The following is a 25,414-nucleotide window of genomic DNA, read 5'->3' as shown; positions in this document are numbered from 1 at the left end:
TTAGATCATTAAAGAGCCAGGTCAACGCGGTAGCTGACCTAGCGATAGTTAGTCGGGGATTCGTGATATTTCAGTACCGGCGGGTAGGTTTCGGTGGCGTAGTGAGCTGTGGAACCTGAGAAAAGTGGCATCCGCCGACCGCGGCTCGGGTATCGTCCCTCGCGCCCGACGACCCGAACAGAACGCGAAAGGCGGGTCGTCGTCTTACGGTGTCGCGGACTCGACGCGGCACCGAGATCACGACCGACGAAGGTGGCCGATGTCCAAGCATGCAAAACTCACCGACGACACTCTGCTCGAACTGCTCCGGCAGCGGGCGGCGCGGTACGCCGACAAGGTCGCGTTTGCCTTCTCGTACAACGGCGACGGTGAGAACACGAGTGTGTTGACCTATCGGGATCTGGATACCAGGGCTCGTGCGATCGCCGCCGAGTTGCAGAGCAAGGGTGCGGCGGGGGAGCGCGTGCTGGTGCTCTGTCGGCCCGGATTAGACCACATCGCAGGCTTTTTCGGATGCGTCTACGCCGGTGCGGTCGCGGTACCGGTGCATGAGCGACTTGCCCCTCGACTGTCGTCGGTAGTGCCCGATGCCCGTGCTCGTTTCGCGCTGGGAGTGTCGGAGACCCAGCCGGGGATCAAGACAATGCTCGACACGCTCGGTGAGGGCGGCGATCTCAACTGGGGCCTGATGGATGCGGTTACCGCGGACGCCGACGACTGGGTCGCGCCGGACATCGACGCGACGACGGTCGCGATGATCCAGTACACATCCGGATCGACCACAACGCCGAAAGGCGTTGTCCTCAAACATGACAACCTGATGCGGAATATGGAGGCCATCCGTTCGTCGTGGAACGGTACCGACTCTGACGTCGGAGCATTCTGGCTTCCTTCTCACCATGACATGGGACTGATCGGCGGTGTGCTGTCGATGATCTATCTCGGCTGCACAGCACATTTCATGTCGCCGACGGCGTTCATCAAACGACCAATGGCGTGGATGGAACTACTCTCCACGTCGGCCGCGACGTACACCGTCGCGCCAAACTTCGCCTACGAGTTGTGCATTGAACACAGCACCGCCGAAGAACGTGCAGCACTTGATCTTTCGGCGTTGCGCACCGCCATGAATGGCGCCGAGCCCGTACAGGAGACAACACTGCGACGATTCGCAGAGGGATTCGCTCCAGCCGGATTCGCGCGAGAGGCGTTCTCCGCGGTCTACGGCCTGGCTGAAGCGACACTTCTCGTCACGGGCCGGCCCGATCCGGCGTCGCCTCGCGTGGTGCATCTCGATCGTGAGGCGCTCGCAGAAGACAGGGTCGTCGAGTGTGAGTTTCCCGCCGAGTCAAACACATTGGGCGCGGCGACTGCTGAGGCGGTGTCGGGGGAGTCGACGACATCAGGTGCCATGACCGTCGTCGGGTGTGGAGAGCCGCGCGCCGGCGAGGTGGCGATCGTCGATCCGGTGACGCGAGTGCGGTGCGGAGAAAGGCGGGTCGGTGAGATCTGGTGTGCGGGTAGCAGTGTCGGGGCTGGGTACTGGCGTCGACCCGAGGAAACCGAGCACACCTTTGGTGCGTCGATCGCCGACACCGGCGTCGGGCCGTTCCTGCGCACCGGCGACCTCGGGTTTCTTCGTGACGGCGAGTTGTTCGTCACCGGACGGTGCAAAGATCTCGTCGTGATTCGCGGCGGGCACCACTATCCCAACGACATCGAGTTCTCCGTGCAGGGTTGCCACGCGTCTCTCCTGTCTGGTCGTGGAGCGGCATTCGCGTTCACGCCGGGATTGCGTGCGGCCGAACGACTGGTCATCGTCCAGGAAGTCGATGTCGATCGCGAGGGTGCGGGCGCGCTCGATGCGGATGCGCTCGCCGAGATCATCGAGAGCGTGCGGGTGGTTGTGGCCGACCGGTACGGCGTCGATCCTCATTCGGTGTTTCTCGTCGATCCACAGTCGATCCCGACGACATCGAGCGGCAAGATCCAGCGCAGCCGGTGTCGAGAGCTGTTTCTCGATGGTTCCCTGTCGCCGGTCGCTGGGTGGCAGACACCGTCGGCCGCCGACGACGTGGCGCGAGCGAAAGAACTCGAGAGGGCGGTTGCGGGTGCCGAACTGGTGCGGCTCGTTGTTGCGTCGGGCAGGAACGTCGGGTAGCCGGGCTGAAGACGCCCATCTGTGCGCGCCTCCCGCCTAGGCGTCGGGCGATACCGAGTTGTGACGCCCTCGGGGTCGCTTGGAGCGCGGCAGGGCCGTAACGTCTGTTACTCAAGTGACTAGAGGGACAGATGTGACTTCGTACAAACGACTTTGTGTGGTGATCGTCGTTGCTGTGACTGCGGTCGTCCTCGGCGCCGGCAGCGCACATGCGGCCCCGGCGCCGTTTCGACTGCCGCCGCTCCCTGAGCCGATCGCAACGTGGTTGCGCCCACCGGTGCCTCCGGCAAAGCGGCTCGCGGATAGCTGGGCGGTCGCGCAGAAGTCGATACGCAAAGCGACTCCCGGCCAGCTCGGCGTGTCCTTGGTGCCCGTCGGGTCCGACGCCGCGCAGTCCTTCGGGACGCTCAAAACGGGGCGGGCGTGGTCGACCTTCAAGGTCCCCGTCGCACTCGCGGCCGAGCGTAAGAACGGTGCGTCGATCCTCGTCAAGGAGGACAAGGCGATCACGTTCTCCGACAATGACGCAGCAGGTGACCTGTGGGGATCACTCGGGGGTGGCAAGGCGTCGGTCGACGCGGTGACCGCTGTCCTGCGCGAAGGTCACGACATGGCGACTCGGGTCAGTTCCGAGATCGACACTCCGCGTTCGTATCCGGGTTACACGCAGTGGGCGCTGGCCGACCAGGCAAGGTTCGGCGCGCACCTGCCGTGCATGCCGAACAGTAAGAACATCCTCGACCACATGGGCTCGGTGGCACCGAACCAGCGGTGGGGCATCGCCGACCTCGGTCCCAAGCGGCACGCGGTCACCGCGGTGAAGGGGGGATGGGGGCCTGCCACCGACGCGGCGCCCGGCTACCTGGTGCGCCAGCTCGGCCTCATCTCAACCGACCAGGGCGAGGTCGCGGTTGCGATGGCTGCCCGCCCGGCCAGCGGCAAATTCGAGGACGGCACAAAGATGCTGACCAAGGTCGGCGATTGGCTCGGCCAGAACTTCACGTCGATTCCGGCGGGGAAGTGCTCTGTGCTCTGAACTGCGCACACTCGACGGTATGAGGCGCCCAGTCGGCGGTGTGAGGCGCCCAGTCGGCGGTGTGAGGCGCCCAGTCGGCGGTGTGAGGCGCCCAGTCGGCGGTGTGAGGCGCCCAGTCGGCGGTGTGAGGCGCCCAGTCGGCGGTGTCACTCCGGCATGGAGTGGCGGCCCGAGCGGGGCGGCGAAGGTGGGACGCTCCTCCCGCGCACAGGCGTCCGAGGCTCGTGCGCCTGGCGCTCTTCCTGCTCTACCGCGCGGCGCGACGCGCGGGCTTCCGGTTCGGCGGCGCGCGGCGTCGTGTGGACTTCCGGTTCGGCCGCGCGGGGCGTCGGATAGGTGAGGGCGGCGGCGATCGCAGTGGTCAGGGGCACGGATAGCGCGATGGCGATGCCGCCGACGAAAGATCGGGCCAGTTCGACGGCGACGGCGTCGGTGGTCAGCAGAGACGAGAAGGGTTGCCGCGCAACCGAGAACAACAGGAGCAACGGTAGAGCGCTGCCCGCGTACGCGAAGACCAGGGTGTAGACGGTGCTGGCGATGTGGTCTCGGCCGACGCGCATCGCTGCCCGGAAAGTTGCGAGGCGGGTCGGTTCTCCCGCGCCCGCGAGTTCGAATGCCGCTGACGCCTGGGTGATCGTGACGTCGTTGAGAACGCCGAGGGTGCCGATGATGAATCCGGCGAGCAGCAGGCCGCTGATCGAGATGCTGCCCTGGTAGACCTGCAGGTTGGTGGTCTGATCGCCCGACAACCCGGTGAGATGCATGGTCCTGATCGCGAGCCAGCTCAGCACGCCTGCGAGCACGAGTGAACTCAGCGTGCCCAGAAGCGCAGAGCTCGTCCGCAGGCTGATGCCGTGCGCCAGATACAGAACGACGAAGAGAATCGCGGCCGATGACACCACGGCCACCGCGACGGGCGACTCGCCGTCGAGAATCGCGGGCAGGGTGAACACGCCGAGCACGGCGAAGGCGAAGACGAGACCGATGATGGACCGCAGGCCACGCCAGGCCGCCACCAGGACCACGGCGCCCACGAACAGCACCGCCCAGATCAGCGTCGGTATCCCACGCGAGAAGTCGAAGAATGTGTAGCGCGGAGCGCCGTCGGGCCCGGGCACGGTACTCAGCCGGATGGCGTCGCCGGGGGACAGCGACGGTTGGCCCGCCTGCGGTTCGTCGAGGGTCGACGGGTCGGGCGCGACGCTGTCAGGTCCGCTGCCGGCCTGCGCCCGATTCGTCGGGATCTCGAGCAATGTGTATTTGCCTGAGTCACTTCCCGATTCGAGCTTGACGGTGTTCTCGATACACGGGCCGTTCGGAGTCGGCGTAGTGCCGAAGTCAGGCGAATCCTGCGCGGTTCCGACGAGTTGGTTGAGGCAGGGGCCACGTGATTGTCCGACCACCTTGCCCGAAACGGTCGTGATCGCTCCGCCGTCAGCGCCTCGGAACTGCGGCGGAATCGGATGGCTCCCACCTGACGGCCACAGCATCACCATCCCGACGATGACGGCGATTCCGGCAATCGTCAGGGTGACGACGACGAATCGTTTCGCGAACGGAGACAACGCCGCCGGGATCTCCGACAGCGAATGACTGTGCGAGTGTCCGACGTGCGTGCGGTGGGGTCCGGAATCGCGACTCACCCCGCCACCTTAGGCGGCGGGTCAGCGCGTTGCGGCACCGACCGTGTCGGTACCGACTCGCGCTGCCGCGTCGCGGACCGAGTCGTCGATGGTCGATCCCGCGCCCCCGACACGGTACGACGCTCCGCGGTGGTTGGCCGGAAGCAGATCACCTCGTCCGAACAGCTTGTTGCGCAACGTGCCCGGCACGTACTCCCGCTCGTAGGCACCTCGTCGTTCCAGCGCGGGCACCACATGGGTGATGACGTCGGAGAAGGTGCCGGGCGTCACGGCGTACGCGAGGTTGAAGCCGTCGACGTCGGTTTCGGCGGCCCATTCGAGGAGGGCTGAAGCCACCTCGTCGCCGGACCCGATCAGCACGGGACCCATACCGCCGATGCCACCCCACGCCGCGATGTCGCGCACCCGCCACTGCTCGCCCGTGTCGGATGCCTGCTGGAAGGCGGCCACCGCGGACTGGATTGCGTTGCTCGCCACGTTGCCGATCGGTTCGTCGAGGTCATACGACGCGAGGTCGATACCCATCCAGCCCGACATGAACACCAGTGAGCCCTCGTCGCTGGCCAGTCGCTGATATTCGGCCGCCTTGGCGCGTGCGGCCTCCGGCGTGGCGTCGGTGATGATTGTCAGGAGCGTGTAGATCCGTGCGTCGTACGGATCGCGACCCGCGATGACGAGTTCGTCGCGGATCTTGGCGACGGTCTCGCGCAGGATCTGCTTGGTGGGAGCCGCGACGAAGATGGCTTCGGCATTCTGCGCAGCGAAGCGTCGTCCGCGAGGTGAGGCTCCCGCCTGGTAGATGACGGGTGAGCCCTGCGGCGACGGCTCCGACAGATGGATGCCCGGCACGGTGAAGTGCTTACCGCGGTGTCCGACGTGGTGGACTTTCGACGGGTCGGCGAACACACCGGAGCTGCGGTCGCGGAGTACCGCGTCGCGCTCCCACGAGCCTTCCCAGAGTTTGTAGAGCACGGTCAGGTACTCGTCGGCGTGGTCGTAACGGTCGTCGTGCGCGAGCTGATCGTCGTCGCCCATGTTGCGCGCGGCCGACGGCAGGTAGCCGGTCACCACGTTCCAGCCGATCCTGCCCTTGGTGAGATGGTCCAGCGTCGACAATCGGCGCGCGAACGGATACGGATGCTCGAATCCGGTGCCCGTGGTGATCCCGAAGCCGAGGTGCTGCGTCGCATGCGCCATGGCCGACACCAGCAGCAGCGGGTCGTTGACGGGAATCTGCGCGCCCTGCCTGATCGCGGCCTCGTCGGTGCCCGCGTAGACGTCGTAGGTGCCGAGTACGTCGGCGATGAACAAGCCGTCGAATCCGCCTGTTTCGAGCAGTCGGGCGAGGTCGACCCAGTAGTCGAGGGTGTTGTAGTCCCATGATCGGTCAGCGGGGTGACGCCAGAGGCCGGGGGATTGGTGCGCGACGCAGTTCATGTCGAATGCGTTGAACCGGATGGGTCGCGGTGCGGTCGATCGCGAGCTCGGGGCGGATGAGTGATGACTGTCAGACACTCGGCCGATCGTCCGGCGTGACACCGGGTTACGCCAGGTTTGTGCGCACCGCGGGCCAAAGGGGTACGAATGAGTGGCATGAATGCCTCGGAAGTTCTCCTCGACGGATTGAGCCGCATCAAGGACGGGGTCCACGGTGTCCTCGACGGAATCGACGAAGAGCGACTGGGCCTCACGGTGGCGCCAGGGGCCAACACCATTGCCTGGCTGATCTGGCACCTCACGCGAGTCCAGGACGCGCAGATCGCCGACGTCGCAGGCTTCGATCAGGTCTGGACCAGAGATGGGTGGTACGAGAGTTTTGCTCTGCCGTTCGGCAAGGAGGCCACCGGCTATGGGCAGTCGCCCGAGGAGACGCGGCGCGTAGTAGCCGAACCCGACCAGCTGCTCGGCTACTACGACGCCACGCACGACGCATCGGTCGCCTACCTCGCGACGCTCGACGATGCCGACCTCGACCGTATCGTGGACGATCGCTGGGACCCTCCCGTTACGCTCGGTGTGCGCCTGGTCAGCATCGTCGACGACGACGCGAAGCACCTCGGGCAGGCTGCCTATCTTCGAGGGTTACACCTGTAACACCGCCCGGCGCTGGCGGTCATAGGTGAGTGAAAGACGTTCTGGCTCAGGGCTTCCAGCAGCCCTTGAGGGTTTGGAAGTCGCCCGCGAACGAGGTTCCACCGGTGCAGGTGGGTCCGTTCTTACCGTCGACGACGACGGTGGCGCCCGGTCCGGCGATGCCGATCGCAAGTCCCGGCTTGATACCGGTCATCGTCACGGAAGCCTTGGGGCCCACCGCAATTGCCGCGGGACCGGCATAGTTGTCTGCCTTCGACGACGCTGTGCCGCCGTTGTCGACGACCGCCAAGCTCAGTCCTGTCGGTCCGGAATCCGCTGTGCAGCCAGGCATTGTCGAACTCTGTCCCGGCAGGGCCGGACAGATCGTCGGTGCGGCAGCGGCGTCGGGTGCCGCGGCGAATGCGATTGCTCCCGCGCCTGCTGTTGCGACCAGTGCACCCAATGCGATTCGGGCTGTGTTCCGCATGTGAAGCTCCTTGTATCGGTAGATGAAGTATGTCGGTGGACGAGCATCAGCGATTCGGAGCAGGTGCGGGCCGCGGATGGGAACCGACGCGCAGAAAACTGCGCCCCCTGTGGCCTCCGTACGTACCGGTACATGTGAGAGGCCCTTGGGCTGCAACTTTCTGCGGGGAAGAGGTGTCAGATCCAGCCGCGATCGCGCGCGATGTGCGCGGCCTCGCCGCGTGTGCTCGCGCCGGTCTTCCCGATGGCCGACGACAGGTGGTTGCGCACGGTGCCTGCCGAGAGATGGACCTGCGCCGCGATCGTTGCGACCGTCGCGCCCGACATCGCGGCGCGCAGCACATCGGTTTCGCGCGCAGTCAACGGATTCTCGCCGCTGGCAAGGCTTTCCGTCGCGAGCGTCGGGTCGACGACGCGCAGTCCCGCGTGCACACGTCTGACGGCATCGGCGAGCTGGGCAGCGGGGGTGTCTTTCACGACGAATCCCGACGCTCCCGCGTCGATCGCGCGACGGAGGTAACCCGGACGGCCGAACGTGGTCACGATCAGCGAACGCGCCTGCGGAAGTTGTGAGCGTATCGCCGCAGCGGCCTCGATGCCGTCGGCTCCGGGCATCTCGATGTCGAGTAGGCAGACCTGCGCGTCGGATGCGCGGGCGGCCTCGACCACCTCGTCGCCTCGGCCGACCTGGGCGACCACGTCGAGGTCGGGTTCGAGGTCGAGCAGTGCGGCCAGTGCGCCCCGGACGAGAGCCTGGTCGTCGGCGAGGAGTAGCCGGATCGAGTCGGTCATGAGATCTGCACCCGCACTGTCGTTCCCGTCGAATCAGAGTCGAAGTGTACTGTGCCGCCTGCGGATTCGACGCGCTCACGAAGGCCGCGCAACCCGTTACCGTGCTCGGCGTCGCCGAGACCGCGTCCGTCGTCGTGAACCGACATCGACGATCCGTCAATCAGCACCTCGCAGTGCTGTGCTCCACTGTGTCTGACGACGTTGGTGACGGCCTCGCGCAATACCCAGGCGAAGAGTTCGGCGTGGAGAGTGTCGACCGTCGGCTCAGGCAACGTTGCCACGATGTCCGCCGCGTGCAACGCGCTGTCGACCCCGGCGATGGTGTCGGGCAGATCCGGTGTGCGTATGCGTCCGACGGTCGTGCGCACCTGCGCGAGCGCATCGCGGGTCAACTGATTGACCTCACCCAGTTCTCGCTGCGCGCGTTCTGGGTCGAGCTCGATGAGCCGCTGTGCGAGTTCGGTTTTCACACTGATGACCGTCAACGAGTGGCCGAGGATGTCGTGGACGTCGCGGGCGACGCGCTCGCGTTCCGCGACGACGGCCAGTCGTGCGTTGAGTTCTCGTCGACGCTCCTCCTCGCGTTCGCGCTCGCCCTCGCGCACCGCGACGAATCGAAATCCGAGCATGGTCAGTCCGACGGCAAGCAGGACGAGCACGATGCTGGCATCGGTGTGCCACCCGAAGAGGCGGGGGAGGGCGACCGAGGCGACAACGACGGCGGCGACGCAGATCAGTGCCCATCGTGTCGGAAAGCAGAACGCGGCGACGACCATCAGGAATGGCGCTGCGCCGAAGGCGTTCTCGTCGATGATCGGGAACAGCCCGACCATGAGGAGCACGAGAAGTACGAACAAGGGCACGCCGCGCAGATCGGTCTCTGCCGTGCCGGTGAGCAGGTACACGCTCGCCAACAGGTAGGACAGTGCGAACAGGGTCAGGAGGGTGAATCCGATCGCCTTTGTCGCGGTGGAATGGTCGGAGGTCGCGACGGCGCCGATGGGGTATGCGAGAAAAATGAGCCAGACAGCGGTGAACACCCAGCGCAGATTGCGCCAGGGTGTCACCGCGCCGGCCGAGCCGAACCGCCGTACCATCACGCACTCCCGATCGTCATGGGCGGTGTTCTCCTGCTGGTCCGTTGTTGGTCTCGCGCGCTTACTGGCGCTGTGTACTGCGACTGTAGAAGACCGCGGCAGCGACCGAGAACACTGCGGCCCAGATGACCAGATTGGCGACCGCGACCCAGAGTCCGATATGCGTCCCGTACACCGTCACGCCGTGGTCGAGGGGGTAGCGCGCCAGGGTCACCACTCCGAACATCGGGGTGAACTGGGAGATGGTCAGCATGGTTCCCTTGAGCGGAACGAAGACGTTGCCTGCGAAGGCGAGGAGCGCCAGTACGCCACCCATCACCTGCATCGCCCCGTCGGACCGCATGAGGCTGCCGACTGCGAGGCCGAACGCCGCGAACACCGACGCCCCGATCCATCCGAGCAGCAGGCATGCGATCCAGATGCCGAAGGGTGCGTGCGCACCGGTGGCGATTCCGGCGATGCAGAGCACCGCGATCGGCAGTGCCCCCATCGCAAGGGCCACACCGATTTTCGTTGCCACGTAACCCGCGGGTTGCAGCGGCGTCATCATGAGCGTTCTCGTCCACCCCGCTTGTTGCTCGATCGCCACCGACGCGGCATTCGTCGCTGCAGCGAGGATCGCCCCGTAGACGGCCATGCCGATGAGAACGTAGAAGGCGACATTGCCGGATCCCACTGCATCGCTTGTCGTCTGGGTTGCTCCGAAGACGAGGTAGAGCAGGGCGGGCATCACGACGGTGAAGATCATCGCGCGACGGTTGCGCATGACACGACGGATGTCGAGGCGGAGATAGGTGGGTGAGGCGAAGAACCCCCGAAGGGAGTCCGACGCCGTCGTGGTCGGTGCGTCGGCGGTATGCACGTTCATGGTTCTCGAGCCTTTCGGTGTGCGGGGGTGTGGGTGGTCAGTCGGTGGTGAGCGCGATGAAGGCGTCTTCGAGGTTGTGGGTCGCGATCTCGAGCTCGCGTGCGTCGGTGGTGGTCAGGAGACACCGCGCGAGGGCATCGGAATCGTTGGCGGACAGATACGTTCGTCCACCCCGGCGCTCGACCACCTCGAGATCGGGAATCGCCGCACCCACGGCGGCAATGGCGGTGTCGTCGATGATCGCCGAGACCACACGTCGACTTGCGACGTTGCGGATCTCGGCCGTCGAACCGTCGGCGACGACGCGTCCGTGCGAGATCATGACGATGCGGTCGGCGAAGTCGTCGGCCTCTTCGAGATAGTGGGTGGCGAAGACGACGGTGCGGCCTGCGCTGGCATCAGCACGAATCGCCGACCAGAAGGCACGCCGTGACTCCACGTCCATCCCGGCCGTCGGCTCGTCGAGCACGATGAGGTCGGGGTCGGGCAGCGTCGCCAACGCGAACTTGAGACGTTGCTGCTCGCCGCCCGAGCATCGGGAAACCTTGCGCCCGGCGATCTCCGCGATGCCTGCACGTGCCATCGCTGATTCGACGTCGCGCGTGCGCCCATGCAGATCCGCGATGATTCGCATGGTCTCTTCGACTGTGAAGTCGGGGAGCAGACCGCCGCTCTGCAGAACCGCGGCGACGCGGCCGGTCCGCGCTGCCTTCCTGGCCGACAGGCCATACACCTCGACGGTGCCCGAATCCGGTTGTGTCAGACCGAGAACCATGTCGAGTGTCGTGGTCTTACCTGCTCCGTTCGGCCCGAGGAAGGCCACGACCTCGCCGGGGCGGATCGTCAGGCTGAGGTCGTCGACGGCGGTGAGCTGCGAACCGTTGCCGCTGCGAAAGGTCTTCGTGACGCCGTCGATAACGAGTGCCGGCACGGTCTGCGGCGAGCTGGCTGCGCGAATCGCGGTGGAATCGGTGTTGTTCATGACATCAAGACTCGCGCCGCGGGCGCGCCCACACACAGAGCAGATGTCATGTTTCGCCCATGACAAGCGTCATGGGTCGGGCCCGGATGCCCGGGTCAGGAGTCAGCCGACGTGCACGATCGGCCGTCGGCTGATCTCCGGCTCGGCTCGGCGGACGACTTCTCGCGTGACCGCCGCGACCTCGCCTTCGCCGATGAACAAGAACCGGAGGAGGTTGAGCAGCGGGTTGGTCTCGCTCCACTCGAAGTACACGTTGGGAACGATTCCGGTCTGTTCGCGGATGGCCAATAACGTGGCCGCGATCGTATTGGGCACCGCAGCCGAATCGACCCAGAGGATCCGGTATCCACCTTCGCGGTAGCGTCCGTGAATCAGGAGGTCGGTGGCGAACTCCGACGAGTCGGTCACGTTCACTTCGAGAAACACGATCTGATCGGCGTCGGGAATGTGGCTTTCGGCGCGTTGCTGCAGTTCTTTGTCGTGGTATTCGTGCAGCGACCGTTCGTCGGGGTCGTGGGTGACGATTTGTATCTCGCCGGAGGCCGCAGCCTCGTCGATGATGCGTTGTGCTGTCTCGTCGAAAGTGATGATGCCACTTCGCAATTCGAACGATCGGTTGATTCGGGAAGCAAACGACACGATCAGGATCGCCGCGATGAAGAATGCGGCCACCTGCACACCTTCGGGGCGTTCGATGATATTCGCGACGGTGGTGTAGATGAAGATCACCGAAATCGTGGTGAACATCAGCGTGAGTCGTCGGATCCTGCGTTTGCGTACCGAGAGCGTGACGGCGATGGCCGCGGACGTCATCAGAACCAGCACACCGGTGGCGTATGCGCCACCCTGTTTGTCGACGTTGGCGTCAAAGTAGATGGTGACCCCGAAGGCGATGAGCGCGAAGACGACGACCAGCGGGCGAGTGGCGCGAGCCCAGTCAGGAGCCATGCCGTAGCGCGGCAGGTAGCGCGGCACCAGGTTGAGCAGACCGGCCATCGCCGACGCCCCGGCGAACCAGAGGATGAGGATGGTGCTGATGTCGTAGACGGTGCCGAAACCGCTGCCGAGGTAGTCGTGTCCGAGGTAGGCGAGCGCACGACCGTTGGCTTTGCCGCCGGGCTGGAACTCGTTCTCGGGTATCAGGATGGTGCACACCAGGCTGCTCGCGATGAGGAAGACACTCATGATCAGTGCCGATGTGGTGAGGAGGCGTCGAGTGCCACGGATGCGGGTGATCGGATGATCGGGTGGATCGGCCGGTGAGCCGTCGACCTGCGGCATGACCGCGACGCCCGTCTCGAAGCCCGACAACCCCAGTGCCAGCTTGGGAAACACGAGAACGGCGATCGCGGCCACCATCCACGGATTTCCGTGCTCGGTGAACATCGCCGACTGCCAGTCGATGACGAGATGTGGAGCCTCGACGATGTGCCACATCGCGGTCGCGATCACGACGACGTTGAGACTCAGATAGACGACGACCAACACGACCGCGATGGTGATCGCCTCGGTGAAGCCGCGCAGGAAGACCGCGGCGAGCAGCGCGAGCAGGATCAGTGTGATCAGGACCGTGTGGTTGGAGAAACCGCGTGGGACAAGCGGATTTTCGACGAAGTGGGCGGTCGCGTCCGCGGCCGACAACGTCATCGTGATCAGAAAGTCGGTTGCCGCGAAGCCGAGGAGGACGAGAACGAAGATCTTTCCGCCCCACTTGGGGAGCAGCCGTTCGAGCATCGCGATCGAGCCCTCGCCCTTGGGCGATTTTGCCGCGACGTACCGGTAGACGGGGAGCGCCCCGAACAGTGTCAGTGCGACCAACACCAGCGTCGCCACCGGGGCAACGGTTCCGGCTGCGAGTGCGGCGATACCCGGCTGATAACCAAGCGTCGAGAAATAGTCGACGCCGGTCAGGCACATGACCTGCCACCACCGGTGCGTATGCGATTCTTCGCTCGGAATGCGGTGCGGCCCCATGAGGCCGGCGGGCTCCGGTGAGATATCGGAGAGCAGCCACTGCCGCATTCGGTGGTCGGAAACGTCGGAACTCACTCGGAAACACTAACCGGACGAACCGTGATTTGGTGTAGCGAAGCTTGTCCGGATTCGTGTCGATCGCGTGACGCCGCATTTGTCCGATATTCGATAGTGCAAACGGTACAAAACGAAAGATCCTGTCGCACAACGGATTCAAAGATTACAAATTGGTCAACACGCCGCCCTGTGGCCGTTTTTCGTTCACGTTTTGTTCTCCGTCATCTCAGTACAGTTCGCGCGGAGTTGCCGCTGGGGCGACGACCGGCGCAGCGCGCGGATCGAGCGAGCGAGCCGAGCAATGAATTCATCTTGAGGGGACTACATGACCACCAACGAGTCACGGATGCGACGGGGTGCCGTTGGCGCACTGGCCATCGGTGCCGTCGCGACCGCCGTCGGCATGGCCGCGGCTCCCGCACACGGCGACGCCTTCGTTCGTTTGCCGGGAGGAACGGCTACCGGAGACGGACTGACGCTCACCCGCACCACTGAATCTGCGCAGATCTCGCCCTCTCTCGCGGCGAATGGCCTCGGCCGCACCGCGTGGGTGAGCGGAAGCGTCGTCCTCAAGGCGCCGGGACTGAAAGACGCCAAGGCGGGACCGAACAACGGTGTCGGTTCGAACGGCGAGGCCACCTACCCGGGCACCGGCGGCGTGTCGACGGATGGCGCCGCGGCGACGCTCTCGGTGGGCTACATCGTCGGTTGCCAGGTGAACGTCGGAACCATGACGGTCGGCGCCACCGGAACACTCAACCTAATGACCGCCGGTGCGGTGTCGGGGACGGGCACCTTCAGCCTTCCGCTCACGCCCGGTCAGGTGGTGTTTGCCCAGCTCGATTACAAGGACATCGAGAAGAAGGGCACGTACTACTTCAATTGGGACCGCACGCAGTTGAACATCAACAACTGCGCCGGTTACGCGCAGGCCCGCTCGTACGCGGTCGTGGAGACCACCGGCAGCGATCACCAGAAGGTCAACCTCTACGGCAAGCCCTTCTCGATCGGCTGACCGCTCTCATCACGACCACAACCATTTGAGGGAAAAAATGAACATCAGTTTGAAGCGGCTCGTCACCATCGGCGCGCCCGCGGCATTCACCACCGTCGCCGCCCTGATGGCACCGGCCATCGCACACGCCGACGTCCACGTCGCACTTCCGTCACAGACCGACCAGCAGACCCTCGGCGACGGCACCGTTGTGTCGGTGACCCGTACCAACGAGACGGCCAACATCAACCCGTCGCTCGGCGGAACGCCGCTGCACCGCAACGCATGGGTGTCGGCTACCTACGCAGTAAAGACCAGCAAGGACGCCAAGAACATCAAGATCAGGGCGGGTTACATCGTTGGCTGCCAGGTCAACATCTCCGGTGTCAGCGGTAGCGGCAACGGTGCCGCATCCGGCAAGCCGGGTCCGAATATCGACAGCCCGCCCGCAATCAGTTCGGCAACGACGGGCGCCGGAACCTCGCTGTCGGTCGGTCCGGGCCAGGCGGTCGCCTACTACGTGAACACTGTCGAGTCCGCCGACGACTTCGGCAACCAGAAGCTGAGCAACAAGGTCGGGTACAAGGCCACCAACCATGCGAAGCTCAGCTATACCAACGAGCAGATCGGGATCAACGGCTGCGCAGGTTACGCGCAGGCTCGTTCGTTTGCCGACGTGTACGTCAACACACCCAACGCAGAACAGATCGTGACGTTCTACGGAAAGCCCTTCAGCCTCGGATAACCTCTCACCCGAGTCTGGATTCGACGACCGCGCGGTGCACCTTCGGCTGGGTGCGCCGCGCGGTCCTTTCTGTCGGCGCGGTCGTAACCGGATCGAATGTCGGTGCTCGCATGCCGTGAGACGATCAGGGTATGGCTGACACGGATGCGCCGCTGACCGATGAGCAACTCGTCACCCCCATCGACGATCAGGATTCGATGACCACCGTCGTCATCGCGTTCGTCGCGAATGTCGCAGTCGCCATTGCCAAGACGATCGCCGCGATCGTCACGGGATCGGCGTCGATGACGGCAGAGGCCATGCACTCCTGGGCGGACTCGGGGAATGAGATCTTTCTGCTCATCGCCGAGCGTCGTGGAAACCGTGGCAGGACAAGAAGTCACCCGTTCGGGCACGGCAGAGAAACCTACATCTGGTCGATGTTCGCGGCGTTCGGATTGTTTGCTGTCGGCGCTGCGGTGTCGGTGGTCAACGGCATCACCGCGCTCGTCCACCCGGAAGAAGACACCAACTACCTCGTCGGCTACATCGTGCTCGCGATCTCCGCAGTGCTGGAAGGTATTTCGTTCATACAGTCGGTGCGCCAGGCCAAGGCGGGCGGGCGTCGGATGTCGATGCACCCGCTGCGCTTCGTCAGCCGGACGTCGAATACCACGCTGCGAGCTGTGTTCGCCGAGGACTTCGCGGCACTCGTCGGACTCGCGATCGCTGCTGCGGGCATGGCGTTGCATCAGATCACCGGCAACGCCGTCTGGGACGCGCTCGGATCGATCCTCGTCGGTCTGCTGTTGGGCTTCATCGCCATCTTCCTCATCCGACGCAACAGCGAGTTCCTGCTCGGCCAGGAGGCCATGGCGCCGATTCGCGACGCCATCCTCCTGCGTTTGCTCGCGATGCCCGATATCGATCGGGTCACCTATCTCCACGCGGAGTACGTCGGTCCGATGGAGTTCTACATGGTTGCCGCCGTCGATATCACCGGCGACCTCGCCGAGCACGACGTCGCCTTCCGGCTGCGCAGGCTCGAAGCGCAGATCGAGACACAGGAGGCCATCGTCGAGGCCGTCCTCACGTTGTCGACCATCGACGAGCCGTCGCTGGTGCCCGCGGGCCAGGTCACGCCGTAGGCGTGATGCCTCCCCAGAGCGGACGGCACGCCGGACGGACCCGAGTTCGCGACGCGTAGGTTGAGTTCCATGGACTTGCGAATCTTCACCGAACCTCAGCAGGGTGCCACATACGAGACGCTGCTGCGCGTCGCGCGGGCGAGCGAAGACCTCGGCTACGACGCATTCTTCCGATCCGACCACTACCTGGCGATGAACACCGAGGGACTCCCGGGGCCGACGGATGCGTGGCTCACGCTGGCTGCGCTCGGTCGGGAGACCTCGACGATCCGCCTCGGCACGCTGGTGACGTCGGCGACGTTCCGCCACCCCGGTCAGCTCGCGATCCAGGTTGCACAGGCCGATGAAATGAGCGGCGGCCGAGTCGAATTCGGACTCGGTGCGGGATGGTTCGCCGAGGAGCACGAGGCGTACGCGATCCTTTTCCCGCCGCTCGGGGAACGCTTCGAGAAGCTGACCGAGAACCTCGAGATCATCACCGGACTGTGGTCGACGCCGGTCGGCGACCTTTTCGACTACCGCGGCAAGCACTTTCAGATCAGCAATTCGCCCGCGCTGCCCAAGCCGTCGCAGTCACCGCGACCCCCGATCATCATCGGCGGCATGGGCAAGAAGCGCACCCCCGCGTTGGCCGCGCAGTTTGCCGACGAGTTCAACGTGCCGTTCGCGAAGACCGACGTCGTCGCAGCGCAATTCGACGTCGTGCGCGATGCGTGCACGGCGGCGGGTCGCGGACCCGACGAACTCACGTATTCGGCAGCGCTGACGATCTGCGTGGGCACAAGCGATGCAGAGGTCACACGACGGGCCGACGCAATCGGGCGCGAGGTCGGCGAACTCCGGGAAAACGGTCTCGCGGGTACGCCCGATCAGGTGGTCGAGAAGATCGAGTCGTACCGGGCCATCGGGGTCACAAGGTTGTACCTGCAAATGCTCGACCTCGACGATCTCGAGCATCTCGAGCTGCTCTCCTCGGCGGTTGCGCCGCAACTCTGATCGCGTGCTGTGACCGCTGGTTGAGCGGTCAGGCGTGCGCGGCGTCGAACGACGTGTGCATCTCCCAGAAGAGGATCTCGGCGGACGCGTCTGCGGTGACGGTCAGTGCGGCGGCGCCTGCGGTACGCAGCGCGTCGCCCTCGCCAAGGGTGAGGTGATCGCCGGGTGTCTCGTGGTCGGGTAGGCCGGACACCGTGACGGTGCCGGAGACCACGAACAGGTGCCCGAACGGCGCGGGCGGCAGGGTGACCGGGCGGTCGGGGAGTAGGCGCGCGGCGTGCAGTGCGACGTAGCTGTTGCCGATCGTCAATGCCTGCCCACTCGCGTCGCGGTCGAGTCCCGACACGATGGTGACCAGCTCGCCGTCGGCCAGTGCCTCGTTGACGTCTGCTTCCGCGTAACTCGGTGTGCCGCCCGAATACTCGGGTGCGATCCACATCTGCACGACGCGCAACCGCTGGTTCTCGGCGCGCGTCGACGCGTTGCGTTCGGAATGCCTGATTCTCGATCCCGCCGACATCCGCTGCACGACGCCGGGTGTGAGAACACCTTCGCTTCCTTGCGAGTCCCTGTGGTGCAGAGCGCCTTCGACGACCCACGTCACGATCTCTGCGTCGCGATGCTGGTGGGTGTCGAAACCTGCGCCCGCGTCGACGATGTCGTCGTTGTGGACCAGTAGCATTCCGTGCGCGTTGGCCGCCAGGTCGAAACTGCCGGTGGCGGGAAACGATTGCCGCGAGTCGATGGCCTCGTCGTTCCACATATGGCGGTCGGCCGCGCGGATGAGGCGCCAGCTCGTGGCGTCGGTGATCTGTGTCTGCGTGTCGGTCATGATCTCGTCATTTCGCTCGGTCAGCGGGTGTACTTGCGATGGTGGACGTTTCGGTGTCGAGGTGTTCGGTGAGCGTTGCCATGAGGTCGGCGAGTTCGCTTGCCTGCACGTCGGAGAGTCCGGACGTGAACAGCCTGTCGACGGCCGCACCGTGATCGCGTGCGGCGGCAGCGAACGCCGAGCGTCCGTCGTCTGTCAGCACCGCGTAGCTACCGCGTTTGTCCTCGGGGGCGGCCTCGCGACGAAGCCACCCTCGCCGCACCATCGCGTCGACCTGGTAGGAGAGGCGCGACGTCGAGAACACCATGCGGTGGGAGAGGTCGCGCATCCGTGCGCGGCCGCCGGGGGATTCGTGGAGGATCAACAGAACGTGGTAGTCCGCCAACGACATTCGGCAGTGTGCACGCAGCTCATCGTCGAGTGTGGTCTGGAGACGGGCGCTCGTCTCGATGAAGAGTCGCCACGCCTGTGCCTTCGACGCGGCGACCTTCTGGATCGAGTGGTTGACGGTCATCGAATGCTGGTGTGCGGCATGATCGCATCCGGCGGAATGACGCCGAGGCGACCGGCCTGGAAGTCTTCGATGGCCTCGATCAGTTGCTCGCGGGTGTTCATCACGAACGGACCGTAGTGCGCGACGGGTTCGCGAATGGGTGCTCCGCCGAGCAGGAGAACCTCGAGGGCGGGACGGTTGCCGTCCTGCCCGGCATCGGCGGCGACCGTCAGACGGTCACCCTTGCCGAAGACCGCGAGCTGGCCCTGCTCGATCGGACGCGCGTCCGGGCCGACGGTGCCACGCCCGGAGAGGACGTAGGCGAGTGCGTTGAAGTCCTCACGCCACGGCACGGACACCGACGCACCGGGCGCGACGGTCGCGTGCGCCACCGTGATCGGGGTATGCGTGGAACCAGGGCCCGCATGACCGTCGAGCTCGCCCGCGATGATGCGGACGAGTGCGCCGCCGTCGGGGGAGGCGACGAGCGCAACATTCCCGGCTTCGAGGTTCTGGTAGCGCGGAGTGAGGAACTTGTCCTTGGCAGGCAGGTTGACCCAGAGCTGGATGCCGTGGAACAGACCGCCGGACTCGACCAACTCAGCCGGTGGTGTCTCGATGTGCAGAATGCCGGCACCGGCGGTCATCCACTGGGTGGCGCCGTTCTCTATCAAGCCGCCACCGCCGGTGGAATCCTGGTGCTGGAAGCGGCCGTCGATGATGTAGGTGACGGTCTCGAAGCCCCGGTGCGGGTGCCAGTCGGTGCCCTTCGGTTCGCCTGGCTCGTAGTCGACCTCGCCCATCTGATCCATGTGGATGAACGGGTCGAGGACTGCGGCTGGAACGCCCGCGAAGGCCCTGACCACAGGGAATCCCTCGCCCTCGTATCCGCGGGGACCACGGGTCAGTGACTTTACGGGCCGTTCGGAGGCCTCGAGCGTCGCCGCGGTTAGGCGGGGCAGAGTTGTGGTGTCGGCGGTGATGGCAGGCATCGGAACCTCCTGGTCGGTTATTTGCTCAAATCTGAGCAACTGGTTCAGTCAACCTGCCGAGGTGCGGCGTTATTCCGACAGCGCTGTCGGGTCTACTTCGCTGTCGGGTCTACTTCGCCGCGGCGCGGACCAGGTTGCCGCCGATGATGAGACGTTGAATCTCGCTGGTGCCCTCGTACAGCCGGAGCAGGCGCACGTCGCGGTAGATACGTTCGACCGGCACCTCGCGCATGTAGCCGGTTCCGCCGTGGATCTGCACGGCGAGATCGGCGACCTTGCCCACCATCTCGGTGCAGAACAGCTTTGCCGCCGACGGTCCGATGCGTCGGTCCTCGCCGGACACGTACTTGGCGGCGGCCTCGCGAACCAGCGCGCGTCCGGCCATCACTCCGGTCTGCTGGTCTGCGAGCATCGCCTGCACCAATTGGAAAGAGCCGATGGCCTTTCCGCCCTGCGTGGCGTTGGCGGCATAGGCCACCGACTCGTCGAGCGCACGTTGCGCCTGCCCCACCGACAGGGCGGCGATGTGTACCCGCCCGCGGGCCAGCGAGGTCATCGCAGCCCTGTAGCCCTTCTCCTCATCGCCACCGACGAGCGCGGACGAGGGCACACGCACCCCGTCGAAGGTGACGTCGGCTGTCCACGCGCCCTCCTGGCCCATCTTGGCGTCTTTGCTACCCACCTCGACGCCGGGAGTGTCTGCGGGAACGAGGAATACCGCTATCCCTGTGCCCGACTCATCGGCGGGACGGGTGCGCGCGAAGACGACGAAGAGGTCGGCGATCGGCGCATTGGTGATGAAGCGCTTCTGGCCGTCGATCACCCAGTCCTGCCCGTCGCGGGTTGCCCTGGTGCGCAACCCCGCCGGATTCGAGCCCGCTCCCGTTTCGGTGAGTGCGAACGACGCGACTACCTCGCCCGACGCGATGCGTTCGAGCCACTGCTTCTTCTGCTCGTCGGTGCCGAAGTTGACGAGAACCTGACCGGCGATGCCGTTGTTGGTGCCGAACATCGACCGCAACGCCAAGCTGGTGTACCCGAACTCCATTGCCAGCTCGACATCTTGCGTCAGGTCGAGTCCGAGTCCGCCCCATTCCTGCGGGATGGCGTATCCGAACAATCCCATCTCGGCGGCCTGTGCACGCAGATCGGCCGGTACCTCGTTGGTCTGCATGATCTCGGTTTCGCGAGGCACGACCTTGGTGCGGATGAAGTCGTGGACGAGTTGGCGGATCTGCTCGAAATCTTCGGCGTCGACCTCGGAGGACGGGTTTTCGCTTGCGGTCATGTCTGGAAATTATCAAACGCGGAGACCGCGCCTCCCCCGATCAGGGGCGTCGCCTTGGCGAGGGTCATCGCGTCGTCGAGTCGTCGGAAGGAGTGGGGTTCCGGCGCGCGTGAGGCGTGTGCTCATGCCACACGCCCGACGGGACACCGTGTAGACCTGATGGAAAGCACTCGGGCACGAGGCCCGACGACACAAGCGGGGGAACCTCAGTGGCAGACACACGGACGATCGTGATCACCGGCGCCAGCGACGGCATAGGGGCCGTTGCCGCACGGGAGCTCGCCGGACCCGACGTCGACCTGATCATTGTCGGGCGGTCGGAGGAGAAGACGAAGGCTGTGGCGGCAGAGGTGGGTGCGACGGCGTTCACCGCCGACTATGCGAGCCTCGACGAGGTGCGCGCTCTTGCCGGCGACATCGCCGCACGCGTCGGTTCGATCGATGTGCTGCTCAACAACGCGGGCGGCACGTTCTCGCCGGCACAGAAGACCGCGGACGGACACGAACCGAACCTCCAGATCAATCACCTCAGCGGGTTCCTCCTGACGAACCTGCTCAAGGAGCAGTTGGCTGCCGACGGTGGCGCGCTGGTGGTCAACACCTCGAGCTTCGGCAACCTTGTGGGCAGCGTGGATCTCACCGATCTGGACTTCGAGCGACGACGCACGATCGAGTTACGGTGTTACGGGACAAGCAAATTGGAGAACATCATGTTCACCAGGGGTATCGCCGATCGGTGGCGCGACGACGGGATCGTGTCGGCCGCCGTACACCCGGGCGTCGTTGCCAGCAGCTTCGGCCGGGACTCGGCCTTCGTCGGCTTGTTCTACCGCACACCCTTGAAGCGGTTCGGAACGATCACCCCCGAGCAGGGTGCGCAGCCGCTCATCGCACTGGCGCGTCGTGGTGCCGACCCTGAGATCAACGGCGTCTACTTCGACCGTCTCAAGCCCAATGGTCGGGAAAACAAGCAGGCAAGCCGCCGCGACCTCATCGACGGGCTCTGGACGGCATCGGAGAAGTTCGTCGGGGTCGGCGTCTGACGCCGATCGTGGCTGACGTGCGCGGGTGGTGCTTGGCCCGAACTTGCTGATCGGGCCGCGCGGTAAGCAATAATGGCCGAATGGCTGACAGCGCAGACGGCACACCTGGCGTCACGAGCGAAGAGCGCACCTTCTCCGGCAAGCACGGTGAGCAGATCTTCTACACAACCCTCACGCCCGCGAGTCCGCGCGGACTCGTCGTCGTCGCACATGGCCTCGGCGAGCACGGCGGACGCTATGCGCACGTCGCGAAGGTGTTCACCGACGCGGGTTTCTCCGTCGCGATACCTGATCACCTCGGGCACGGCCGGTCCGGTGGAAAACGGTTGCGTATCAAGTCATTCAAGCAATTCAGTGATGATCTCGACACCGTCGTCACGCAGACCGCGATCGACGGGCTGCCCACATATCTGCTCGGACACAGCATGGGCGGCTGCATCGCGCTCGACTACGCACTCGACCATCAGGACAAACTCGACGGACTGATCCTCTCCGGTGCCGCCGTGATGCCCGGCGACGACATGCCGGGCCCGGTCATCGCCGTCTCGCAGGTTCTCGGCAAGGTCGCGCCCTGGCTGCCGACCATCGCGTTGGATTCGACGGCCGTCTCTCGCGACCCTGACGTCGTCGCTGCATACCAAGCCGACCCGCTGGTGACGCGCGCACGTATTCCGGCGCGGTTGGGCGCGGAGATGCTGTCGACGATGCAGAGCTTCCCCGACCGCGTGGGCTCGCTGACGATCCCACTCCTCGTGATGCACGGTTCGGCCGACCGGCTGACCAATCCGGCTGGCAGCGAGATGGTCGAGCGCCTCGCAGGCTCCCACGACAAGACACTGGTCATCTTCGATGATCTCTACCACGAGATCTTCAACGAGCCGGAGCAGGCGAAGGTGCTCTCGACGACGCTCGGGTGGCTCGAGGGGCACGTCACGCAAGCACAGGGCTAACGGGGCCTCGTTGCCGTGATCTGTTCGACGCCCATGCGTCCGTCGCGGAAGGCCATGCGTCCGCCGACGAGGTAGAGCCGCCACACGCGGGCCATTTCGTCGCCGACCAGGTCGGCGGCGCGTGCCCAGTTCTTCTCGAAGGTGTCGTACCAGACGTCGACGGTCCGAACGTAGTGCTCGGCCATCTCCTCGACGTCGTCGACGCGGAGTCCGGCATCGGTCAGGTACTGCACGGTTCGGTCGACGGGGCGCATGTACATGTCGGGTGCGATGAACGACTCGATGAACGGCCCGCCGCCGGGATGCCTACCCTCAGGGCGTGACATCTGCTGGATGCACACGCGTCCGCCGGGAATGACCTTGTCGCGCAACACCTGTGCGTACGTCGCATAGTTCTGTTCGCCCACGTGCTCGCCCATCTCCAGCGACGCCACGGCGTCGAACGGAGGGTCGGGGATCTCGCGGTAGTCCTGCACCCGTATCTCGACACGGTCGGCCAGTCCGCGCTGCGCGATGCGTTCGTCGATGAATGCCTTCTGTTCGCGCGAGATGGTCACGCCGACCACTCGTGCGTCGAAATGCTCTGCCGCATAGAGCGATAGCGATCCCCATCCGCATCCGATGTCCAGGAATCGCTGTCCGGCAGCCGAATCCAGGCCCACCTTGCGGCAGACGCGATCGAGTTTGTCCGCCTGTGCGTCGGCCAGCGTGTAGTCGGGATCGTCCGACGTCCAGTAGGCGCTCGAGTACGCCATGTGCTCGTCGAGGATCAGCTCGTAGAAGTCGTTCGACAGGTCGTAGTGGTGGCTGATCGCGGCGCGGTCGCGAGCGCGGGAGTGCAGACGTCCCCGCACCCGTGCCTGGCTGGCGGGTGGAGCTTTGGGGAGGCCGAGAAGTCGGTAGCGGAGAGCCAGTCGCGCGACGTCGAAAAGGACACGCGGCGAGGGTCGGATACCGGAGAGTCCGCGAGCAGCGGCGACCTCCCACACGTGGGTGAGCGCGTCGTCGAGATCGTCGACAACGTCGAGTTCGCCGGTGACGTACGCCTGGGCTGCACCGAGTTCGCCTGGATGCCAGATGATTCGACGGAGCGCATCGGCACTGTAGATGGCGACGTGCGGAGCGTTGTCCGGGCCGACGACGCTGCCGTCCCACGCGGTGAGATGTACTGGGATCTCACCGCCGATGTGCTGTTCGATCACGTCGGCGATGTCACGGGCAACGGTCATCTGGGCTCCTCGCGGGGTCGACCTAATGTGCGACTGTCACCGAGTCTTCGTTACCCACAGCGTATCCGGATGGGCATGTGTGACCCATCCGGATACGCAGGCTCAGGCGTCGTAGCCCAAGAGCGACTTCACCTCGAGGAACTCGTCGAATGCGTAGTCGCTCCACTCGCGGCCGTTGCCGCTCTGCTTGTAGCCGCCGAACGGTGCCGACGGATCGAGTTGCGCTCCGTTGAGGGAGATCGATCCGGCGCGGATACGTTCGCCGATTCGACGCACCTCGTCGAGATCCTTGCCCGAGACGTATCCCGCGAGGCCGTACTCGGTGTCGTTGGCGATCTCGAGGGCCTCGTCGATGTCGTCGTAGCCGATGACGACCAGCACGGGCCCGAACACCTCGGTCCGCGCGATCTCCATGTCGTTGGTTACGCCGGAGAAGACGGTCGGACGCACGTAGTAGCCGGTCGGCAGATCGTCCGGCCTACCGGCACCACCGATGACCGGGGTCGCGCCGTCGTCGATTGCGCGCTCGATGAGCCCCTGGATCTTCTCGAACTGCGGCTCCGAGACGACCGGGCCGAGACGCACCTTGCTCGTCGGATCTCCCACTGTCAGTGAGGGTTCGACCGACTTCACGGCCTCGACGACGTCGTCGAGGCGTGAGTTGGGGACCAGCATGCGGGTGGGTGCGTTGCAGGACTGTCCGGAGTTGAGCATGACCGACGCGACGCCGCCTGCGACGTTCTGTGCGAGGTCGTCGTCGTCGAGGATGATGTTGGGGCTCTTGCCGCCCAGTTCCTGCGCGACGCGTTTGACGGTCGGCGCCGCGGTGCGCGCGACCTCGATACCTGCGCGCGTGCTGCCGGTGAAGGAGATCATGTCGATGCCGGGGTGGGCTGCCAACGCCGACCCGACGCCGGGTCCGTCACCGTTGACCAGATTGAAGACGCCTGCGGGAACGCCTGCGGCGTCGAAGATCTCGGCGACGATCGCGGCCGAGAATGGAGCGACCTCGGAAGGCTTCAGCACCATCGTGCAGCCGGTGGCCAACGCGGGTGCCACCTTGCACATGACCTGATTGAGCGGCCAGTTCCACGGGGTGATGAATCCGCAGACGCCGATGGGCTCCTTGACGATTCGAGAGGTTCGACGATCCTCCGCGAAGCGGTACTCGGGCAGTGCCGCGGCAGCGGTCATGAGGTGTCCCAGACCGATCGGTACCTGTGCGGCCTGCGCCAATCCCGCGGGAGCACCCATCTCCTCGGTGACGGCGTCGGCGAGGTCGTCTGCGCGCTTCTGATACTCGGCGATGATGGCGTTGAGCACGGCGAGCCTGTCGTCGACGGAGCTGCGTCCCCACGTAGCGAAGGCGCGTCGCGCTGCGCTCACGGCGGCGTCGACGTCTGCGGCCGTGCCCAGAGCCACGTGGCCCGCAGCTTTCTCGGTCGCCGGGTTGATCACGTCGATGAGGTTCAACTCGGTGGGCTCCACCCACTGACCGTCGACGTAGAACTTGGTGATCTCGCGCATCGCTTCTCCTCCTGTGGTGCTGTGTGACC

Annotated in this window: 22 protein-coding genes and 1 pseudogene; 9 read left to right on the top strand and 14 right to left on the bottom strand. The window is 65.2% G+C overall.

The features are described 5' to 3' along the window. The first annotated feature begins 259 nt into the window (after positions 1 to 259). Positions 260 to 2,161 carry a fatty acyl-AMP ligase gene (locus ACRVY7_RS01525; protein ID WP_431815733.1) on the top strand — a complete coding sequence of 634 codons (1,902 nt, stop codon included), beginning with the start codon at positions 260 to 262 and terminating at the stop codon, positions 2,159 to 2,161. A 157-nt stretch (positions 2,162 to 2,318) separates the two neighbouring features. Further along, positions 2,319 to 3,197, top strand: a complete 879-nt coding sequence (locus ACRVY7_RS01520; protein WP_064868277.1) for a serine hydrolase — start codon at positions 2,319 to 2,321, stop codon at positions 3,195 to 3,197. A gap of 146 nt (positions 3,198 to 3,343) precedes the next feature. Here ACRVY7_RS01520 and ACRVY7_RS01515 read toward each other — a convergent pair whose 3' ends face one another. Then, complete coding sequence (locus tag ACRVY7_RS01515) at positions 3,344 to 4,840, bottom strand: YibE/F family protein (RefSeq protein WP_431815732.1); 1,497 nt, start codon at positions 4,838 to 4,840, stop codon at positions 3,344 to 3,346. A gap of 21 nt (positions 4,841 to 4,861) precedes the next feature. Next, positions 4,862 to 6,277, bottom strand: a complete 1,416-nt coding sequence (locus ACRVY7_RS01510) for an LLM class flavin-dependent oxidoreductase (RefSeq protein ID WP_431816370.1) — start codon at positions 6,275 to 6,277, stop codon at positions 4,862 to 4,864. Between the two features lie 156 nt (positions 6,278 to 6,433). Here ACRVY7_RS01510 and ACRVY7_RS01505 point away from each other — a divergent pair, with 156 nt between their 5' ends. Continuing rightward, positions 6,434 to 6,934 (top strand): mycothiol transferase, encoded by a 501-nt coding sequence (locus tag ACRVY7_RS01505; protein ID WP_049699716.1) that lies wholly within the window; start codon positions 6,434 to 6,436, stop codon positions 6,932 to 6,934. A 46-nt stretch (positions 6,935 to 6,980) separates the two neighbouring features. Here the strand turns inward: ACRVY7_RS01505 and ACRVY7_RS01500 are convergent, their stop codons facing one another. The 6 genes and pseudogenes from ACRVY7_RS01500 to ACRVY7_RS01475 all read right to left on the bottom strand — a co-directional run bounded on the left by ACRVY7_RS01500 (position 6,981) and on the right by ACRVY7_RS01475 (position 13,112). Then, entirely contained in the window at positions 6,981 to 7,400 is a 420-nt protein-coding gene (locus ACRVY7_RS01500; protein WP_064868289.1) for a DUF6764 family protein, read from the bottom strand. A gap of 176 nt (positions 7,401 to 7,576) precedes the next feature. Continuing rightward, positions 7,577 to 8,191 carry a response regulator transcription factor gene (locus tag ACRVY7_RS01495; protein WP_431815731.1) on the bottom strand — a complete coding sequence of 205 codons (615 nt, stop codon included), beginning with the start codon at positions 8,189 to 8,191 and terminating at the stop codon, positions 7,577 to 7,579. After that, positions 8,188 to 9,288, bottom strand: a complete 1,101-nt coding sequence (locus ACRVY7_RS01490; RefSeq protein WP_431815730.1) for a sensor histidine kinase — start codon at positions 9,286 to 9,288, stop codon at positions 8,188 to 8,190. The genes ACRVY7_RS01495 and ACRVY7_RS01490 overlap by 4 nt, the downstream gene beginning before the upstream one ends. A 61-nt stretch (positions 9,289 to 9,349) precedes the next feature. Next, positions 9,350 to 10,156 carry an ABC transporter permease gene (locus tag ACRVY7_RS01485; protein ID WP_431815729.1) on the bottom strand — a complete coding sequence of 269 codons (807 nt, stop codon included), beginning with the start codon at positions 10,154 to 10,156 and terminating at the stop codon, positions 9,350 to 9,352. A gap of 37 nt (positions 10,157 to 10,193) precedes the next feature. Beyond that, positions 10,194 to 11,021, bottom strand: a pseudogene (locus tag ACRVY7_RS01480) (ABC transporter ATP-binding protein); the annotation flags it as partial. A gap of 219 nt (positions 11,022 to 11,240) precedes the next feature. After that, positions 11,241 to 13,112, bottom strand: a complete 1,872-nt coding sequence (locus ACRVY7_RS01475; RefSeq protein ID WP_156525546.1) for an APC family permease — start codon at positions 13,110 to 13,112, stop codon at positions 11,241 to 11,243. A gap of 382 nt (positions 13,113 to 13,494) precedes the next feature. Between ACRVY7_RS01475 and ACRVY7_RS01470 the strand changes: the two genes are divergently transcribed. The 4 genes from ACRVY7_RS01470 to ACRVY7_RS01455 all read left to right on the top strand — a co-directional run bounded on the left by ACRVY7_RS01470 (position 13,495) and on the right by ACRVY7_RS01455 (position 17,031). After that, a complete protein-coding gene (locus ACRVY7_RS01470) occupies positions 13,495 to 14,184 on the top strand; it encodes an MspA family porin (RefSeq protein ID WP_431815728.1) in 690 nt (229 codons plus the stop codon). Positions 14,185 to 14,221: 37 nt separating this feature from the next. Then, a complete protein-coding gene (locus tag ACRVY7_RS01465; protein ID WP_049699708.1) occupies positions 14,222 to 14,908 on the top strand; it encodes an MspA family porin in 687 nt (228 codons plus the stop codon). A 131-nt stretch (positions 14,909 to 15,039) separates the two neighbouring features. Then, entirely contained in the window at positions 15,040 to 16,035 is a 996-nt protein-coding gene (locus ACRVY7_RS01460; protein WP_064869373.1) for a cation diffusion facilitator family transporter, read from the top strand. A gap of 69 nt (positions 16,036 to 16,104) precedes the next feature. Continuing rightward, on the top strand, positions 16,105 to 17,031 hold the full coding sequence (locus tag ACRVY7_RS01455; RefSeq protein ID WP_431815727.1) for an LLM class F420-dependent oxidoreductase: 927 nt from the start codon (positions 16,105 to 16,107) through the stop codon (positions 17,029 to 17,031). A 28-nt stretch (positions 17,032 to 17,059) separates the two neighbouring features. On the opposite strand, the gene ACRVY7_RS01450 is transcribed toward ACRVY7_RS01455, so the two are convergent. From ACRVY7_RS01450 to ACRVY7_RS01435, 4 genes are all read right to left on the bottom strand, one after another. Then, the gene (locus ACRVY7_RS01450) at positions 17,060 to 17,863 is read right to left on the bottom strand and encodes a pirin family protein (protein WP_431815726.1); all 804 of its coding nucleotides are present in this window, start codon (positions 17,861 to 17,863) and stop codon (positions 17,060 to 17,062) included. A 7-nt stretch (positions 17,864 to 17,870) separates the two neighbouring features. Continuing rightward, positions 17,871 to 18,377, bottom strand: coding sequence for a MarR family winged helix-turn-helix transcriptional regulator (locus ACRVY7_RS01445; protein ID WP_049699704.1), 507 nt, complete (start codon positions 18,375 to 18,377; stop codon positions 17,871 to 17,873). Next, positions 18,374 to 19,348, bottom strand: a complete 975-nt coding sequence (locus ACRVY7_RS01440) for a pirin family protein (protein WP_049699703.1) — start codon at positions 19,346 to 19,348, stop codon at positions 18,374 to 18,376. The genes ACRVY7_RS01445 and ACRVY7_RS01440 overlap by 4 nt, the downstream gene beginning before the upstream one ends. A 109-nt stretch (positions 19,349 to 19,457) precedes the next feature. Next, positions 19,458 to 20,636 (bottom strand): acyl-CoA dehydrogenase family protein, encoded by a 1,179-nt coding sequence (locus ACRVY7_RS01435; protein WP_431815725.1) that lies wholly within the window; start codon positions 20,634 to 20,636, stop codon positions 19,458 to 19,460. 209 nt (positions 20,637 to 20,845) lie between these two features. Here ACRVY7_RS01435 and ACRVY7_RS01430 point away from each other — a divergent pair, with 209 nt between their 5' ends. Next, positions 20,846 to 21,679 (top strand): SDR family NAD(P)-dependent oxidoreductase, encoded by an 834-nt coding sequence (locus ACRVY7_RS01430; protein WP_431815724.1) that lies wholly within the window; start codon positions 20,846 to 20,848, stop codon positions 21,677 to 21,679. A gap of 80 nt (positions 21,680 to 21,759) precedes the next feature. Continuing rightward, positions 21,760 to 22,629 carry an alpha/beta hydrolase gene (locus ACRVY7_RS01425; RefSeq protein ID WP_431815723.1) on the top strand — a complete coding sequence of 290 codons (870 nt, stop codon included), beginning with the start codon at positions 21,760 to 21,762 and terminating at the stop codon, positions 22,627 to 22,629. On the opposite strand, the gene ACRVY7_RS01420 is transcribed toward ACRVY7_RS01425, so the two are convergent. Continuing rightward, complete coding sequence (locus ACRVY7_RS01420) at positions 22,626 to 23,858, bottom strand: class I SAM-dependent methyltransferase (protein WP_431815722.1); 1,233 nt, start codon at positions 23,856 to 23,858, stop codon at positions 22,626 to 22,628. The genes ACRVY7_RS01425 and ACRVY7_RS01420 overlap by 4 nt on opposite strands. A 102-nt stretch (positions 23,859 to 23,960) precedes the next feature. Beyond that, entirely contained in the window at positions 23,961 to 25,385 is a 1,425-nt protein-coding gene (locus tag ACRVY7_RS01415) for an aldehyde dehydrogenase family protein (RefSeq protein ID WP_270486019.1), read from the bottom strand. Positions 25,386 to 25,414: the final 29 nt, after the last annotated feature.

This window comes from Gordonia jacobaea, from assembly GCF_965344965.1.
GTDB classification, from domain to species: Bacteria; Actinomycetota; Actinomycetes; order Mycobacteriales; family Mycobacteriaceae; genus Gordonia; species Gordonia jacobaea.
This window is presented reverse-complemented; position numbering and strand designations above follow the sequence as displayed.